This window comes from Metabacillus rhizosphaerae, assembly GCF_037201795.1.
GTDB classification, from domain to species: Bacteria; Bacillota; Bacilli; order Bacillales; family Bacillaceae; genus Metabacillus; species Metabacillus rhizosphaerae.
Genome location: NZ_CP147403.1, coordinates 4032863 through 4049844, shown reverse-complemented (window position 1 = coordinate 4049844; position 16982 = coordinate 4032863). Strand labels below are relative to the sequence as shown.

Genomic DNA, 16982 nt, shown 5'->3' with positions numbered 1-16982 from the left:
GTAAGGGGGGGTCAAAATGGCTCAATTAACAATAAATGAGGAACAAGTGATATGGCAAAAATGGATAGATGTACGTGACACAAATGCTGGCAATGTTCTCATAAAAAGATACATGCCCCTTGTTTCTTATCACGTACAGAGGATTTCTGTGGGGCTTCCTAAAAGTGTAAGTAAGGATGATTTAATGAGTTTAGGCTTATTTGGCCTATACGATGCATTAGAAAAGTTTGATCCAAATCGAGATTTGAAATTTGATACGTATGCATCTTTCCGAGTAAGGGGAGCAATTATTGATGGATTAAGAAAAGAGGATTGGTTACCACGTAGTTCTAGAGAAAAAGCAAAACGTGTTGAAGCAACTATTGAGAAATTAGAGCAAAAGCATCTAAGAAACGTTTCTTCGAAAGAGATTGCAAATGAGTTAGGACTTTCTGAAGGTGAAGTCGTCAGTGTCATAAATGAAGGTTTTTTTGCGAATGTCCTTTCAATCGATGATCAGCTTTTTGATCAAGATGATGGGGAAGGCATCGGGTTTACGATTAAAGATGAACATCAGCACACACCTGAAGATAAAATTCTAAAAGATGAATTAATTGGACAATTATCTGAAGTGATTACCCAGCTAAGTGAGAAAGAACAGCTTGTGATTAGCTTTTTTTACAAAGAAGAATTAACCTTAACTGAAATTGGACAAGTTATGAACTTATCAACTTCAAGAATTTCACAAATTCATTCAAAAGCTTTATTTAAATTAAGAAAAATATTGGAAAATGTGATTCATTAACATTAGTCGGGTGAGAGTGAATGTGAGCCTTAGAAATATTGAAATGTACTGGCCTTCCACGTACGCATGATACAGGAAAGCTACAGGAGCAACTAAATCAAAGAAGCCAGCTTGCTCAAGACTAGCTGGCTAATTCATTTCAAAAATAATCTGACATAAAAAGATCACAAGTGCAAGAAAATAGTGATAGTGAGAAATTACACCTAAAAAAGGAAAGTTCTGAGCAACATCAACAGCACAATCCAGAAAAAAAGAAAAAACAAGATGAGAATCCTGATCATCCCTATAAAGGGAAAAATCGATTTTTTTGGTTAAGAAAGGATGTCTATGACTACAATATTACTATTGATAAGTTTACTACTCCATGTAGTAGCTTTTTATTTTATCATCGTTTTATATACAAAATATTCAACGATTAAAGATCTTTCAAATTCTCAAAGGGCTATCCTTGATGAAACGGAAACTTCAATGACAAGCTTTTTAATTGAGATGAAAGAAGAGAATGAGAGACTGATCCAGCATTTAAAACAAGAATCTGCACATATTACTAACCATGGAAAAGAGTTAGAAGCAAAGACAAAAGAGAGCAATCATCCCACAGCCAACTCCACGATGATTCACACGAATGAGAAAGTACCGGAAGAACCTCGAGAGAGTGAACTACCTGACTACTTATCTGAGCTTAATGAAATCGAAGATATTGTTGAAATCAGTCAACCAGTACAAAAAAAAGATCTTCCTTTTGAAATTCAAGCTATAAATCTATATGAAAACGGTCATACTGTTGAACAGATTGCTAAAAAATTAAGTAAGGGAAAGACCGAAATAGAGCTTCTTCTTAAATTTCGTCAAAAGTAGTCAATATATCCTTGATTGTCATATTTCAATATGGTATATTAATTTTTGGTGTTATTACACACGTTTATAGATTTAAGCATTGGTGCTGTTAGTAACAGTTATGCTTAAAGATGATATAAGCGGAGGAGAACAAAACCATTAGGAGGAACAAACACATGTCAGTTATTTCTATGAAGCAATTGCTTGAAGCTGGTGTTCACTTCGGTCACCAAACACGCCGTTGGAACCCAAAAATGAAACGTTACATTTTTACTGAGCGTAACGGTATCTACATTATCGACCTTCAAAAGACAGTTAAAAAGGTTGAAGAAGCTTACAAATTCGTTAAGGAACTTGGAGCTGAAGGTGGTACAATCCTATTCGTTGGTACAAAAAAACAAGCACAGGACTCTGTTAAAGAAGAAGCAGAACGTTCTGGAATGTACTTTGTTAACCAACGTTGGTTAGGTGGTACGTTAACAAACTTTGAAACAATCCAAAAGCGTATCAAACGTTTAAAAGATATTCAAAGAATGCAGGAAGATGGAACTTTTGAAGTCCTTCCTAAAAAAGAAGTTGTTCAACTTAACAAAGAGCTTGAGCGTCTTGAAAAATTCCTAGGTGGAATTAAAGACATGAAGCAATTACCAGATGCATTATTTATTATTGATCCTCGTAAAGAGCGTATCGCAGTAGCGGAAGCTCGTAAATTAAACATCCCGATCGTTGGTATCGTTGATACAAACTGTGATCCAGATGAAATTGATTACGTAATCCCTGCAAATGATGATGCAATTCGCGCTGTTAAGCTTCTTACTGCAAAAATTGCAGATGCAATTTTAGAATCTAAACAAGGTGAAGAAACAACACCTGCTTAATGTGCAAAAGGTGATAAGGGGAATTGACCTTTTATCACCTTTTTTTAAGCAAGTTACATAAAGTACAAATGCAAAAAGCGCCTTGAACAGGCTCGGGAAAATATGACGTCAATTATAGAAGGCGTTTTTCGCCTTCAATTATTGGGTGGCTGTAGACCCAAGTGGGGCTAGGCGATGGAGCTGTATGTCGAAACTTTATCTTAAGAACAAGATAATTCTTAAACTATAATAACAATTGACCTTAAGGAGGAATACCGTTATGGCAGTAACTGCACAAATGGTAAAAGAACTACGTGAAAAAACTGGCGCTGGAATGATGGATTGTAAAAAGGCGTTAACTGAAACAAACGGAGATATGGATCAAGCGATTGATTACCTACGTGAAAAAGGTATCGCAAAAGCAGCTAAAAAAGCTGACCGTATTGCAGCAGAAGGATCTACATTAGTAAAAGTTAACGGTAATGAGGCAGTTATTTTAGAAGTTAACTCTGAAACTGACTTCGTAGCGAAAAACGAAGGATTTAAAGAGTTAATCAATGGATTAGCTGATTTCTTATTAACGAAAAAACCAGCTGATGTTGATGCTGCATTAGCAGAAACAATGGACAATGGTACAAATGTTGGAGATTATATTAACTCAGCAATTGCAAAAATTGGTGAAAAAATCACTCTTCGTCGTTTTACAATTGTATCTAAAACTGATAACGATGCATTTGGTGCTTACTTACACATGGGAGGACGTATTGGTGTTCTTACATTATTAGAAGGTACTACTAATGAAGATGCTGCTAAGGATGTAGCAATGCATATCGCTGCAGTTAATCCTAAGTATGTTTCTCGCGATCAAGTTTCTGCTGAAGAAGCTGAACATGAGCGTAAAATTTTAACAGAACAAGCTCTTAACGAAGGCAAGCCTGAAAATATCGTAGCTAAAATGGTTGAAGGCCGTTTAGGTAAATACTTTGAGGATATTTGCTTACTTGATCAGAGCTTTGTTAAAGATCCAGATCAAAAAGTTAAACAATTTGTTGAGTCAAAAGGCGGTTCTGTAAAAACATTTATCCGTTATGAAGTTGGAGAAGGTATCGAAAAGCGTCAAGACAACTTTGCTGAAGAAGTAATGAGTCAAGTTAAAAAATAATTTTTGCTATCTAGCACTTGTTCTAATTGCTTAGAATATAAGTGTAAATGATCAAAAAATGGAAGAGGGAACACAGGCTGTGTTCCCTTCTTTTGGAGATATATATAGGCAGTAGCCGATTTGCGCTTTTCTAGATAACAAAAATGTATAAGTTTTTTTATACTTAGTTTTCGTGTCTAGCTCCAGCGCCTAGCTCCTCGAGTCATAAGCCACACAGGAATTGAAGGTAAAGAACACCTTCTATTCCTGTGCGTCTTATGCATTTCGGAGCTAAACAAGGCGCTTGCGCTTTTCTTATAAGGAACAGAGTTGGAGGTAAATATGAGTAATCCTAAATATCAACGTATTGTACTAAAATTAAGTGGTGAAGCATTAGCAGGTGAAAATGGTTTTGGTATTAACCCTACTGTGATCCAATCAATTGCAAAACAAGTGAAGGAAATTGCAGAGCTAGATGTTGAAGTAGCTGTTGTTGTTGGTGGTGGCAACATTTGGCGTGGTAAAATCGGTAGTGAAATGGGAATGGACCGAGCAACTGCTGATTACATGGGAATGCTTGCTACAGTAATGAATTCTCTAGCATTACAAGATAGTCTTGAAACACAAGGGATTCAGACACGTGTTCAAACTTCTATAGAAATGAGACAAGTTGCAGAACCATACATAAGAAGAAAAGCGATTCGACATTTAGAGAAAAAACGCGTCGTGATTTTTGCAGCTGGAACTGGTAACCCATACTTCTCTACTGATACAACAGCTGCTTTACGTGCTGCTGAAATCGAAGCAGACGTTATCTTAATGGCTAAAAATAATGTTGATGGTGTTTACAACGCTGATCCTAGAATTGATAAAAATGCTGTGAAATATGAAACATTATCTTATTTAGACGTACTAAAAGAAGGTCTTGCGGTAATGGATTCAACTGCATCATCTTTATGTATGGATAACGATATACCGTTAATTGTCTTCTCGATAATGGAAGAAGGTAACATTAAACGTGCCGTAACTGGTGAAAATATTGGAACAATTGTTAGGGGGAAATAACCTTGGCTAAACAAGTATTAGCGAATACTAAAGATAAAATGGAAAAAGCTGTGTCAGCTTTAAGTCGAGAACTAGCATCTGTAAGAGCTGGTAGAGCAAGCGCAAACTTATTAGATAAAATCTCTATGGATTATTATGGTGCTCCAACTCCAGTTAACCAACTTGCTTCTATTAGTGTACCTGAAGCTCGTCTCCTTGTTATTCAACCATATGACAAGACTGTTATAGGTGATATCGAAAAAGCAATTCTTAAGTCTGACTTAGGTTTAACTCCTTCAAATGATGGCTCGGTTATTCGTTTGTCTATTCCTGCTTTAACAGAAGAAAGACGAAAAGAGCTAGTGAAATTAGTTAAGAAATATGCAGAAGAAGCAAAGGTTGCTGTTCGTAATATTAGACGTGATGGTAATGATGACCTGAAAAAGCTAGAAAAAAATGGTGATATCACTGAGGACGAATTAAGAAGTAATACTGAGAATGTCCAAAAATTAACCGATGACTATATTGTAAAAGTTGATCAGGTTGCAAAAGATAAAGAAAAAGAAATCATGGAAGTTTAATGAGAAAATAGGTACAATAGAAAAGTGAAAAACCCTCTAATGTTTACAGGGGGTTTTTTTGTTAATACTGTTAACGTCATCATGGTAAAAAGAGATCATGAATTATTGGGTGATGGAGGAATCACATGCTCAACTTATTAAAAAAGTGGAAAGCTAGTTCCCAAGCCACAAATGAACAATCGATAGCTAAAGTGGATATAGAAAAGGGAGAAATTCCTAAACATATTGCGATTATCATGGATGGAAATGGTAGATGGGCAAAAAAACGTGCACTTCCACGGATTGCGGGTCATCATGAAGGAATGAAAGTTGTACGAAAGATTACCAAACAAGCAAATGCCCTTGGTGTTAAAGTACTTACACTATATGCATTTTCAACTGAGAATTGGAAAAGACCTAAAACAGAAGTAGACTATTTAATGAAGCTTCCTGAAGAATTTTTAAATACTTACTTACCAGAACTGATTGAGGAAAATGTGCAAGTCCGTATTATGGGTGATAAAAATAGGCTTCCTGCACACACATTAAGAGCTGTAGAAAAAGCGATGAGTGATACTGAGAATAACAAAGGGCTTATTCTGAATTTTGCATTAAACTACGGAAGTCGAGCAGAAATCATATCTGCTGTCCAAAAAATTTCCCAAGATGTTAAAGAAGGACGAATTGAAGAAACATCAATAAACGAAAGCCTATTTTCTGATTATTTAATGACGCAATCATTACATGACCCTGACTTATTAATACGTACAAGTGGCGAAATAAGACTTAGTAATTTTATGCTATGGCAGTTAGCTTACACAGAATTTTGGTTTACTGATGTGCTATGGCCAGATTTTAACGAACAAAACTTACTTCAAGCTATTTACACATATCAACAAAGAGGGCGCAGATTTGGCGGCGTATAAAAGGTGATGAAATACAATGAAACAACGAATACTAACTGCAGTACTAGCTGCAGCTGTTTTTCTTCCATTTGTCATTTACGGGGAGCTCCCGTTTACAATATTTGTTTATTTATTAGCATCAATTGCATTATATGAGCTTTTAAAAATGAAAAACATTTCATTAGCTAGTATTCCGGGACTAGTTAGCTTATTAATTTTATGGGTTCTATTGATTCCAAATTCTTATATAAAAATACTAGACAGTTTTTCAAAGGCTGAATTTGCTTTATTGGCATTGCTGTTGTTATTAACCTATACTGTTGTAACGAAAAATAAATTTACTTTTGACGATGTAGGCTTCGTTGTCATTGCGATTTTTTACTTAGGGATTGGTTTTTACTTTCTAATTGAAACAAGAAACCTTTCACCAGGTGGTCTAGAATTAGTTTTTTATTTCTAATTGCAAGAAACCTTAATGGTCTATTGATATGGGTAACTGATTCAGGTGCTTATTTTATTGGGCGTGCAATGGGAAAAAACAAGCTTTGGCCTGAAATTAGTCCTAATAAAACAATTGAAGGTGCAGTAGGCGGTGTTTTATTTGCAGTTATTTTTGCATGGATCTATCATTATTTTACAGGGGTTCTTGATAACTACATCATCGTCACATTTATGACCATCTTCTTATCTGTTTTTGGACAAATAGGTGATCTTGTTGAATCTGCTTTAAAACGACAATATCAGGTAAAAGACTCAGGTACAATCCTACCGGGTCATGGTGGAATACTAGATCGTTTTGATAGCTTATTATTCGTTTTACCAATTTTACATTTCTTAAGGTTACTATTTTGAAAAACATTTTTGCCTAAATTATATGTCTAGCTCTAGCGCCATGGCTTTCGACACCATTGAACGTTTAAATCACAGTAAATGTTGTGTTAGCTAACTCGAGGGTCAGTCTATAACGAGATTAGACAGGGCGCTCTAGAGCATTTCTTAATTTGATTGGAAGTGACTTCGTGAAAAAGATTAGTTTGTTAGGAGCTACAGGTTCAATTGGAATACAAACTTTAGAGGTTATTGAATCACACCCTGAAGAGTTTAAGCTTGTAGCGATGTCTTTCGGAAGGAATTATAAATCCGGAAGCGACATTATAAAGAAATTCAAGCCAGAATTTGTTGCAGTTAAAGATAAAGAAACATATGAACATCTTAAGCGGGAGTTTTCAAGTCAAGATGTTAAATTAGGATATGGTGAAGAGGCCCTTATTGAAGCTGCAATTTATGATGGAGTAGAGTGTCTAGTCAATGCTGTAGTTGGAAGTGTAGGGTTAATACCAACTTTAAAAGCCATTGAAAATAACATAACAATTGCACTAGCTAATAAGGAGACTCTTGTCACTGCGGGACATTTAGTGACAGAGCATGCAAAAAAATACAATGTTAATATTTTACCAGTAGATAGTGAGCACTCTGCGATTTTTCAATGTTTGCAGGGTGAGAGTGTCAAATCGATAGACCGCTTGATCATAACTGCATCTGGAGGAAGTTTCCGTGATCGAAAAAGGGAAGACCTTGTAAATGTAACGGTGGACCAAGCATTAAATCACCCCAATTGGTCTATGGGTGCAAAGATAACGATAGATTCAGCTACTATGATGAATAAAGGCTTAGAAGTAATTGAAGCACACTGGTTATTCAATTTGCATTATGACAAAATTGATGTCTTATTACATAAAGAAAGTATTATTCATTCTTTAGTTGAGTTTCACGATCGAAGTATCATTGCTCAACTAGGGACACCTGATATGAGAGTTCCCATTCAATATGCATTAACATATCCGGAGAGATTACCTTTAAAAGAAGCGAAAAGGTTAGAACTTTGGGAAATTGGAAAATTACATTTTGAAAAAGCGGATTTTACCAGGTTCCGATGCTTACAATATGCGTTTGATTCAGGTAAAATAGGTGGTACGATGCCTACGGTTTTAAATGCTGCAAATGAAGTAGCTGTTGAGGCATTTTTAAGTGGAAAGATTACGTTTCTTCAAATCGAGGAATTTATTGAAAGATCGTTGGATAAGCATGAGAGCATCGCAAACCCTAGTTTGGAGCAGATTCAAGAAGTTGATCAACTAACAAGAAATTTTGTACAAACTTTAATCTAGATAAAGGTGGTCATACAAGGTGAATACAGTGATAGCGTTTGTCCTCATTTTTGGTGCTCTTGTCTTTTTTCATGAGCTTGGACATTTACTTCTAGCTAATCGTGCTGGGATATTATGCCGTGAATTTGCAATTGGTTTTGGACCGAAAATCTTGTCTTTTAAAAAAAATGAAACGGTTTATACAATCCGCTTATTACCTATAGGTGGTTTTGTAAGAATGGCTGGCGAGGATCCTGAAGTGATTGAGGTAAAGCCTGGCCATAACGTAGGATTACTTTTTAATAAAGAAAATAAAGTCGAAAAAATCATTTTAAATAATAAAGAAAAATATCCACAGGCACGAATTATTGAGGTGGAGAACGCAGATCTTGAACATAGTATGTTTATTTCTGGCTATGAGTTTGGAGAAGAAGAGTATATAAAAAGATTCGATGTTAGTGAAACATCTTATTTTATTGTTGATGGTCAAGAAATCCAAATTGCTCCATATAATCGTCAATTCCAATCGAAGAAAGTTGGCCAGCGAATTGCAGCAATTTTTGCAGGACCATTAATGAATTTCCTGCTTGCATTTGTCATTTTGTTTTCATTAGGATTATTGCAAGGTGCTCCTGTTGATGATCCCAAATTAGGTATATTAACTGATGACGGTTCTGCAAAAGAAGCCGGTTTACTTGAAGGTGATGTCATTCAGTCAATTGAAGGACAATCTACTTCATCTTGGGAGGAAGTAGTAAATATTATTCAAGAAAACCCTGATAAGGAATTAACCTTTGAAGTTGAACGCGGTGGAGAAATCCTTTCATTTGAAGTAGTACCTGAAGCAACGAAAGTCGGGGAAGAGACAATAGGACGTATTGGTGCCTATAATCCCGTAGATAAATCGTTTAGTAGCTCTATAAAATATGGATTTATTGAAACATACACATGGACAAAAGAAATATTAATTGGTTTTGGGAAGCTAGTAACAGGTCAATTTTCTATTGATATGCTCTCAGGACCAGTTGGTATTTACGATATGACAGATCAGGTTGCTGAATCTGGTACATTGAACTTGTTAAGATGGGCAGCACTTTTAAGTATAAACTTAGGAATAGTCAACTTATTGCCTCTTCCAGCTCTTGATGGTGGACGTTTATTATTCTTATTTATTGAGGCGTTGAGAGGGAAACCAATTGATCGACAAAAAGAAGGGGTCGTTCATTTTATTGGTTTTTCGTTATTAATGCTATTGATGCTTGTAGTTACATGGAATGACATTCAACGTTTATTCTTATAAGAATATACTATTGAAATTGGAATAGGTTATTCACCGATCTCATTTTTTAAAGATTTAGCAAATTTATGGGGAAATTTGAATGATAATATAGTAACCTAAAAAGGTGAAACTAGTTTAATTAAAAATAGAGGTGCTCGTAATGAAACAAAGTATGACGTTTATTCCTACTCTTAGAGAAGTTCCTGCTGATGCTGAAGTAAAAAGTCATCAGCTTATGCTACGGGCTGGATTTACAAGACAAAATACAAGTGGTGTTTATAGCTACTTACCATTGGCACATAAAGTATTAAAGAAAATCGAACAGATTGTTCGCGAAGAAATGAACAATGCTGGGGCATCTGAATTATTAATGCCAGCCCTGCAACAGGCTGAGCTTTGGCAGGAATCTGGACGCTGGTATTCATATGGTCCTGAACTAATGAGATTAAAAGATCGACATAATCGTGAATTTGCTTTAGGTGCAACACACGAAGAGATGATTACGAGCTTAGTTCGAGATGAAATTAAATCTTATAAGCGACTTCCGCTTTCCTTATATCAAATTCAGACAAAGTTTCGTGATGAAAAACGACCTCGTTTTGGTGTTTTGCGTGGTCGCGAATTTATCATGAAGGACGCATATTCTTTCCATGCCACACATGAAAGTTTGGATGAAGTCTATGTTAAAATGTTTACTGCTTATCAAAATATATTTTCTCGTTGCGGCCTAGACTTTAGGGCTGTTATTGCAGATTCAGGGGCTATGGGTGGCACTGATACACATGAATTCATGGTGTTATCTGATATCGGCGAAGATACAATTGCATACTCTGATACCTCTCAATATGCTGCAAATATTGAGATGGCACCTGTTAATGCAACTTATGAAAAAAGTACCGAGGAACAAAAAGAATTAGTGAAAATTGAAACACCTGATCAAAAAACAATTGAAGAAATTTCAACATTTTTAAATGTTTCTAAGGAATCATGCATTAAATCCGTTCTTTTCAATGTTGATGATAAATTTGTTTTAGTCTTAGTTCGTGGCGATCATGAGGTAAATGACATTAAGGTGAAAAATCTATTTGGCGCTTCAGTAGTAGATTTAGCAACAGCAGAAGAGACAATAAAAGCTTTAAATTGTGTTCCAGGCTTTATAGGACCTATTAATGTCTCTGAAGATGTTGAAGTTGTAGCAGATCATGCAATATCTTCAGTGGTTAATGGAGTTTGTGGTGCAAATCAAGCGCAATACCATTTCCAAGGAGTGAACATTGAGCGTGATGCTAAGATCACTCGATTTGCTGATCTACGCTTTATCCAAGAAGGGGACAAATCACCAGATGGTGAAGGTACTATTAGATTTGCCAAAGGGATTGAAGTTGGTCACGTGTTTAAACTAGGCACTAGATATAGTGAGTCAATGAATGCAACGTTCTTAGATGAAAACGGCCGCACGCAGCCAATGATTATGGGTTGCTATGGTATAGGTGTTTCAAGAACATTAGCTGCTATTATTGAGCAGCATCATGACGAAAATGGGATCGTGTGGCCTGGATCAGTTGCACCATTCCAAATCCATGTTATACCAGTAAACATTAAAAATGATTCACAAAAGGATTTAGCTGAAAAACTATACACTCAATTTACTCAGAATGGATATGAGGTTCTATTTGATGACCGCGCTGAGCGAGTAGGAGTAAAATTTGCCGATTCAGACCTTATTGGATTACCTGTACGTGTAACTGTTGGTAAGAGAGCAGATGAGGGTATAGTAGAAGTTAAAATTCGTAAGACAGGTGAATCATTTGAAGTATCAGTGGATGAACTTCATGAAAAGATGAAGCAAATACTTGGAAACTAAAAAAGGTTACAGCAAGGAATAAACCATGATAAAATAATACAAGAGCAATAACGAGAAGAGGCTGACTCGAAAGTAATAGACAAGCTCCTTTATATACTTAATTGTATATAAAGGAATAAGTCTATAAATGAGGCAGCCTCTTCAGTTGTGATAAAACTAATTTTATTGTACTTTGAAATGTTAAATAAAAATTTAAACAACTATATAATAGAATTAATAAGTAAGAGGGAGAAAGGGGATAGTATATGGACATGCAAATCAACCAAATTGAGCGATTTCAACTCCTGCTCCAACAAATAAATTTAACAGAAGATGCGGTTGTCGTTCACTTTAAGAACGGTTCAATTGCCAAGTTGACCGTGCATAAACAAACGAAAAAGTGGCATTTTCATTTTCAATTCGAAAAAATTCTGCCTTTTGATGTGTATCAATTGTTTCAGACTAAGCTTGCAAAGGCGTTTTCTCATATTGCAGATGTTACATTTTCGATTGAAACGAAAGAACAAAATTTTGACGAAAAACTTGTTCAGGATTATTGGTCAATCTGTATTCAGCAAATGGACGGAATCTCGCCTCCAATGCTCGCACTATTAAATGAGCAAAAACCAACTGTTCAGGGGATAAAGGTCATTGTTAAAACCAAAAATGATACCGAGGCAATGACAATAAAACGAAAATATGCATCTCTCATTCAAGAAAGCTTTCAGGAACTGGGATTTCCTACCTTTCAATTAGATACAACTGTAGCAGTCTCACAAGAGGAAATTTTAAAATTCCAAGAACAAAAGCTACAAGAAGATAAAGAGAAAGGACTAAAGGCACTAACTGACATGGTTAATGCTGAGAAGGAAGAGGCTAGTCAAGCTGAATATACTGGACCTTTAACAATTGGTTATACGATCAAAAATGATGAAGAAATTCGTACCCTTGCTTCGATTGAAGATGAAGAGAGAAGAACCGCTATTCAGGGGTATGTGTTTGATGCAGAAACAAAGGAACTTAGAAGTGGAAGAACACTTCTGACCTTTAAAATTACTGACTACACAAGCTCCATCCTTGTTAAAATGTTTGCTAGAGATAAAGAGGATGCCGTTTTAGTACAGGCTGTTAAAAAAGGAATGTGGTTAAAAGTACGCGGTAGCATCCAAAATGACACATTCGTACGAGATCTTGTAATGATTGCAAATGACATTAATGAAATTACACCTCAAGAGAGACGAGATCAATCTCCAGAAGATGAGAAGAGGGTGGAACTTCATCTTCATTCACCAATGAGTCAAATGGATGCAGTAACGTCTGTAAGTAAGTATATTGAGCAAGCTAAGAAATGGGGACATAAGGCAATTGCATTAACAGATCATGCTGTCGCACAATCTTTTCCAGAAGCATATTCAGCTGGCAAAAAGAATGGAGTCAAGGTTTTATACGGTGTCGAAATAAATCTTGTAAATGATGGGGTTCCTATTGCTTATAATGATGATAATCGCTTTTTACCTGATGAAACATATGTTGTATTTGACGTTGAGACGACTGGTTTATCAGCTGTTTACGATACAATCATTGAGTTGGCTGCAGTAAAGGTTCGTGGAGGAGAAATTATCGACCGTTTTGAGTCCTTCGCAAATCCTCATCATCCATTATCAGCAATCACAATTGATTTAACAGGCATTACAGACGATATGGTAAAAGATGCCCCTAATGTTGATGAAGTATTACGGAAATTTAAGGATTGGATCGGAAATGATATTCTCGTTGCACATAATGCTAGCTTTGATATGGGTTTTTTAAATGTAGGGTATAAAAAACTTCTTGGTGAAGAAAAGGCTAAAAACCCTGTTATCGATACGTTAGAACTCGGACGTTTCCTATATCCTGAATTTAAAAATCATCGACTTAACACACTTTGTAAAAAGTTTGATATCGAATTAACTCAGCATCACCGAGCAATTTATGATGCCGAAGCAACAGGCTATTTGCTTGTTAAGATGCTAAAGGATGCAGCGGAGAAGGGCATCGAAAATCACAATCAATTTAACGACAATATGGGTAAAGGTAATGCATACCAACGTTCAAGACCATATCATGCTATTATACTTGCACAAAATGAAACTGGGTTGAAAAATTTATTCAAACTAGTTTCCATTTCACATATGAATTACTTTTACAGAGTTCCACGAATTCCACGTTCACAACTCAATAAATATCGAGAAGGTCTTATTGTCGGATCCGCATGTGATAAAGGTGAGGTTTTTGAAGGTATGATGCAAAAATCTCCCGAAGAGGTAGAAGAAATTGCAGCATATTATGATTATTTAGAGGTACACCCTTTAGAGGTTTACAATCACCTTATTGCATTAGATTATATTAAGGATGAAACGTCTTTAAAAGAAATTGTTACCAATATTGTAAAGCTCGGTGAAAAGCTAGAAAAGCCTGTAGTAGCAACTGGGAATGCGCATTATTTAAATCCTGTTGAAAAGGTCTACCGGAAAATATTGATTAGCTCTCAAGGTGGGGCAAACCCATTAAATCGTCATGAATTACCAAATGTTCATTTCCGAACTACGGATGAAATGATGAACTGCTTCTCTTTCCTTGGTAAAGAGAAAGCTAAAGAGATTGTTATAGATAACACAAATAAGATTGCTGATATGATCGACGAAATTAAGCCAATAAAGGATGATCTTTATACACCTAAGATTGAAGGTGCAGATGAAGAGATCCGCGCAATGAGCTATTCTAGAGCGAGAAGTATATATGGAGAAAATCTTCCGGAACTAGTTGAGGCTCGACTAGAAAAAGAACTTAAGAGTATTATTGGCCATGGGTTTGCGGTTATTTATCTTATCTCACATAAACTCGTTAAAAAATCACTTGATGATGGTTACCTAGTAGGTTCACGTGGGTCTGTTGGTTCCTCATTTGTCGCAACAATGACAGAAATAACAGAGGTAAACCCGCTGCCACCTCATTATGTGTGTCCTGATTGTCAGCATTCAGAGTTTTTTAATGATGGATCAGTCGGTTCTGGTTTTGATTTACCTAACAAAGAGTGTTCGAATTGTGGTGCTCAATATCAAAAAGATGGACATGATATTCCTTTTGAAACATTCCTAGGCTTTAAAGGGGACAAAGTTCCCGATATTGATTTGAACTTCTCAGGCGAATATCAGCCTACAGCCCATAACTATACTAAAGTTCTTTTTGGTGAAGACAATGTGTATCGTGCTGGTACAATCGGGACAGTAGCAGAAAAAACTGCTTATGGATATGTAAAAGGATATGCAAATGATCATAACCTCATTTATAGAGGTGCTGAGGTTGACCGTCTTGTTCAAGGATGTACCGGAGTAAAACGAACAACAGGACAGCATCCAGGTGGAATAATTGTTGTACCTGATTATATGGATATCTTTGATTTTTCGCCGATTCAATTCCCTGCAGATGCAACAGGTTCTGAATGGCGTACAACCCATTTTGATTTCCATTCCATTCATGATAACCTATTAAAACTAGATATTCTTGGACACGATGATCCAACTGTAATCCGTATGCTACAGGATTTAAGCGGTATTGATCCAAAAACTATTCCGACAGATGATCCAGAGGTAATGAAGATTTTTAGTGGAACCGAGTCTTTAGGCGTGACTGAAGAACAAATAATGTGTAAAACAGGGACATTAGGGATTCCTGAGTTTGGAACAAGATTTGTTCGCCAAATGCTTGAAGATACAAAACCAACTACGTTCTCTGAGCTTGTCCAAATTTCTGGTCTATCACATGGGACAGATGTATGGCTTGGGAATGCTCAAGAGTTAATTCATAATAAAATATGTACGTTAAGTGAGGTTATTGGCTGTCGTGATGACATCATGGTATATCTTATCTATCAAGGATTAGAGCCTTCATTCGCCTTCAAGATTATGGAGTCTGTTCGTAAAGGAAAAGGTTTAACAGATGAAATGGAAGAAGAAATGAAAAAACAGGAAGTGCCAGCTTGGTATATTGATTCTTGCTTAAAAATCAAGTACATGTTCCCAAAAGCCCATGCTGCGGCTTACGTGTTAATGGCTGTACGTATTGCGTATTTTAAAGTTCATCATGCTCTACTATATTATGCTGCATATTTCACAGTTCGTGCCGATGATTTTGATATTGACACAATGGTAAAAGGTTCTACACCAATTCGAGCTAAAATTGATGAAATTAATCTAAAAGGGTTAGATGCTTCTCCAAAAGAGAAAAACCTACTAACTGTATTAGAACTAGCACTAGAAATGTGTGAAAGAGGATATTCCTTCCAAAAGGTTGACCTTTATCGTTCTAGTGCAACAGATTTTATTATTGATGGGAATACACTAATTCCCCCGTTCAACTCCATTCCTGGACTTGGAACAAACGCAGCGTTAAATATTGTAAAAGCTAGAGAAGACGGAGAATTTCTATCAAAAGAAGATCTCCAGCAACGAGGTAAAGTCTCAAAAACAATCATTGAATATTTAAACACTCATGGCTGTCTTGATGAACTACCGGATCAAAACCAACTATCACTATTTTAAAGGACATTAAAACACTAAGTCTTAAGCGGGGGCTACCCCCCACTAATTGAAATGAAACACTAACTAGAAGATTATAGTGCATTAACAACGTTGCTCTAAGTAGGGTCAAACTCCTACAAAGACTTGTTCAAATAACTTATATATTCTCCTAGGGATCTGACCCTGGGGGAATTAAGGTATATTTGCAATAAAAATACGGTTATGTTATGATTTTAATGGAAATGCTAACGATAAGCAGAGGAAAAGAGTGGGGAAACCCACTCTTTCGTATTGTTATCGTCCTCGTCACTCGGATAGTATAGTACATACCATTCCCTGCTCAAAAGGCAGGGTTTTTCAGCAACTTAAAGGTGTCAAATTGCTGTTTAGGATAAGGATGCTAGTTTTTGGACTAAAGAATCATGTCTAGCTTCAGCGCCTAGCCTTCAAGTCAATAATCACCAAAGGTATGTGATTATCGTTGCCCAAGGCATGCGCTTTTCTTAGCAAGGAGGAAGAGAATGAGCAAAAAAGTAACGGAAATCGTGGAACAATTAGTGACACCAATTTTAAACGATATGAAATTAGAATTGGTCGATATTGAATACGTGAAGGAAGGTTCTAATTGGTTTCTTCGATTATTTATTGATTCTGAAAAAGGCATTGATATTGAAGAATGTGGTGTAGTTAGTGAACGATTAAGCGAGCAGCTTGACGAATTAGATCCCATTCAACATAACTACTTCTTAGAAGTTTCATCGCCAGGTGCTGAGAGACCATTAAAAAAAGAAGAAGATTTAAAGAAAGCAATTGGTAAACAGGTCCATATTAAAACATATGAACCAATAAATGGAGAAAAGTTATTTGAAGGTGTCTTAACTGATTTTGACGGTCAAACGGTTACTGTAACTGTAACAATTAAGACTAGGAAAAAACAGGTTGAAATCCCTTATGATAAAGTGGCAAAAGCTAGATTAGCCGTAACATTTTAACTAGCATCGACTGCAGTATCTCCAGCAGATTTGT

The 16982-nt window shown here is 36.1% G+C and carries 12 protein-coding genes and 1 pseudogene; all 13 read left to right on the top strand.

The genetic code is table 11. The features are described from left to right. Positions 1 to 16: 16 nt before the first annotated feature. Positions 17 to 784 (top strand): FliA/WhiG family RNA polymerase sigma factor, encoded by a 768-nt coding sequence (locus WCV66_RS19685; protein ID WP_185653144.1) that lies wholly within the window; start codon positions 17 to 19, stop codon positions 782 to 784. 327 nt (positions 785 to 1111) lie between these two features. Beyond that, positions 1112 to 1642, top strand: a complete 531-nt coding sequence (locus tag WCV66_RS19680) for a hypothetical protein (RefSeq protein ID WP_338786601.1) — start codon at positions 1112 to 1114, stop codon at positions 1640 to 1642. A gap of 155 nt (positions 1643 to 1797) precedes the next feature. Beyond that, positions 1798 to 2499, top strand: coding sequence for a 30S ribosomal protein S2 (gene rpsB / locus WCV66_RS19675; RefSeq protein ID WP_066337690.1), 702 nt, complete (start codon positions 1798 to 1800; stop codon positions 2497 to 2499). A gap of 259 nt (positions 2500 to 2758) precedes the next feature. Further along, on the top strand, positions 2759 to 3640 hold the full coding sequence (gene tsf, locus WCV66_RS19670) for a translation elongation factor Ts (protein WP_066337689.1): 882 nt from the start codon (positions 2759 to 2761) through the stop codon (positions 3638 to 3640). A 321-nt stretch (positions 3641 to 3961) separates the two neighbouring features. Next, on the top strand, positions 3962 to 4684 hold the full coding sequence (pyrH, locus tag WCV66_RS19665; RefSeq protein ID WP_066337684.1) for a UMP kinase: 723 nt from the start codon (positions 3962 to 3964) through the stop codon (positions 4682 to 4684). 2 nt (positions 4685 to 4686) lie between these two features. Further along, positions 4687 to 5244 carry a ribosome recycling factor gene (frr, locus tag WCV66_RS19660; RefSeq protein ID WP_066337683.1) on the top strand — a complete coding sequence of 186 codons (558 nt, stop codon included), beginning with the start codon at positions 4687 to 4689 and terminating at the stop codon, positions 5242 to 5244. Between the two features lie 125 nt (positions 5245 to 5369). After that, the gene (locus WCV66_RS19655; protein ID WP_066337682.1) at positions 5370 to 6149 is read left to right on the top strand and encodes an isoprenyl transferase; all 780 of its coding nucleotides are present in this window, start codon (positions 5370 to 5372) and stop codon (positions 6147 to 6149) included. Between the two features lie 16 nt (positions 6150 to 6165). Then, a pseudogene (locus WCV66_RS19650) lies at positions 6166 to 6980 on the top strand (phosphatidate cytidylyltransferase). Positions 6981 to 7147: 167 nt separating this feature from the next. Further along, positions 7148 to 8296 (top strand): 1-deoxy-D-xylulose-5-phosphate reductoisomerase, encoded by a 1149-nt coding sequence (gene dxr / locus WCV66_RS19645; protein ID WP_066337679.1) that lies wholly within the window; start codon positions 7148 to 7150, stop codon positions 8294 to 8296. A gap of 19 nt (positions 8297 to 8315) precedes the next feature. Continuing rightward, positions 8316 to 9575, top strand: a complete 1260-nt coding sequence (gene rseP, locus WCV66_RS19640) for an RIP metalloprotease RseP (protein ID WP_185653147.1) — start codon at positions 8316 to 8318, stop codon at positions 9573 to 9575. 139 nt (positions 9576 to 9714) lie between these two features. After that, positions 9715 to 11418: a proline--tRNA ligase gene (locus WCV66_RS19635; protein WP_066337677.1), complete on the top strand. Its 1704-nt coding sequence runs from the start codon at positions 9715 to 9717 to the stop codon at positions 11416 to 11418. Positions 11419 to 11663: 245 nt separating this feature from the next. Further along, a complete protein-coding gene (locus WCV66_RS19630) occupies positions 11664 to 15977 on the top strand; it encodes a PolC-type DNA polymerase III (protein WP_066337676.1) in 4314 nt (1437 codons plus the stop codon). Between the two features lie 500 nt (positions 15978 to 16477). Then, on the top strand, positions 16478 to 16948 hold the full coding sequence (rimP, locus tag WCV66_RS19625) for a ribosome maturation factor RimP (protein ID WP_066337675.1): 471 nt from the start codon (positions 16478 to 16480) through the stop codon (positions 16946 to 16948). Positions 16949 to 16982: the final 34 nt, after the last annotated feature.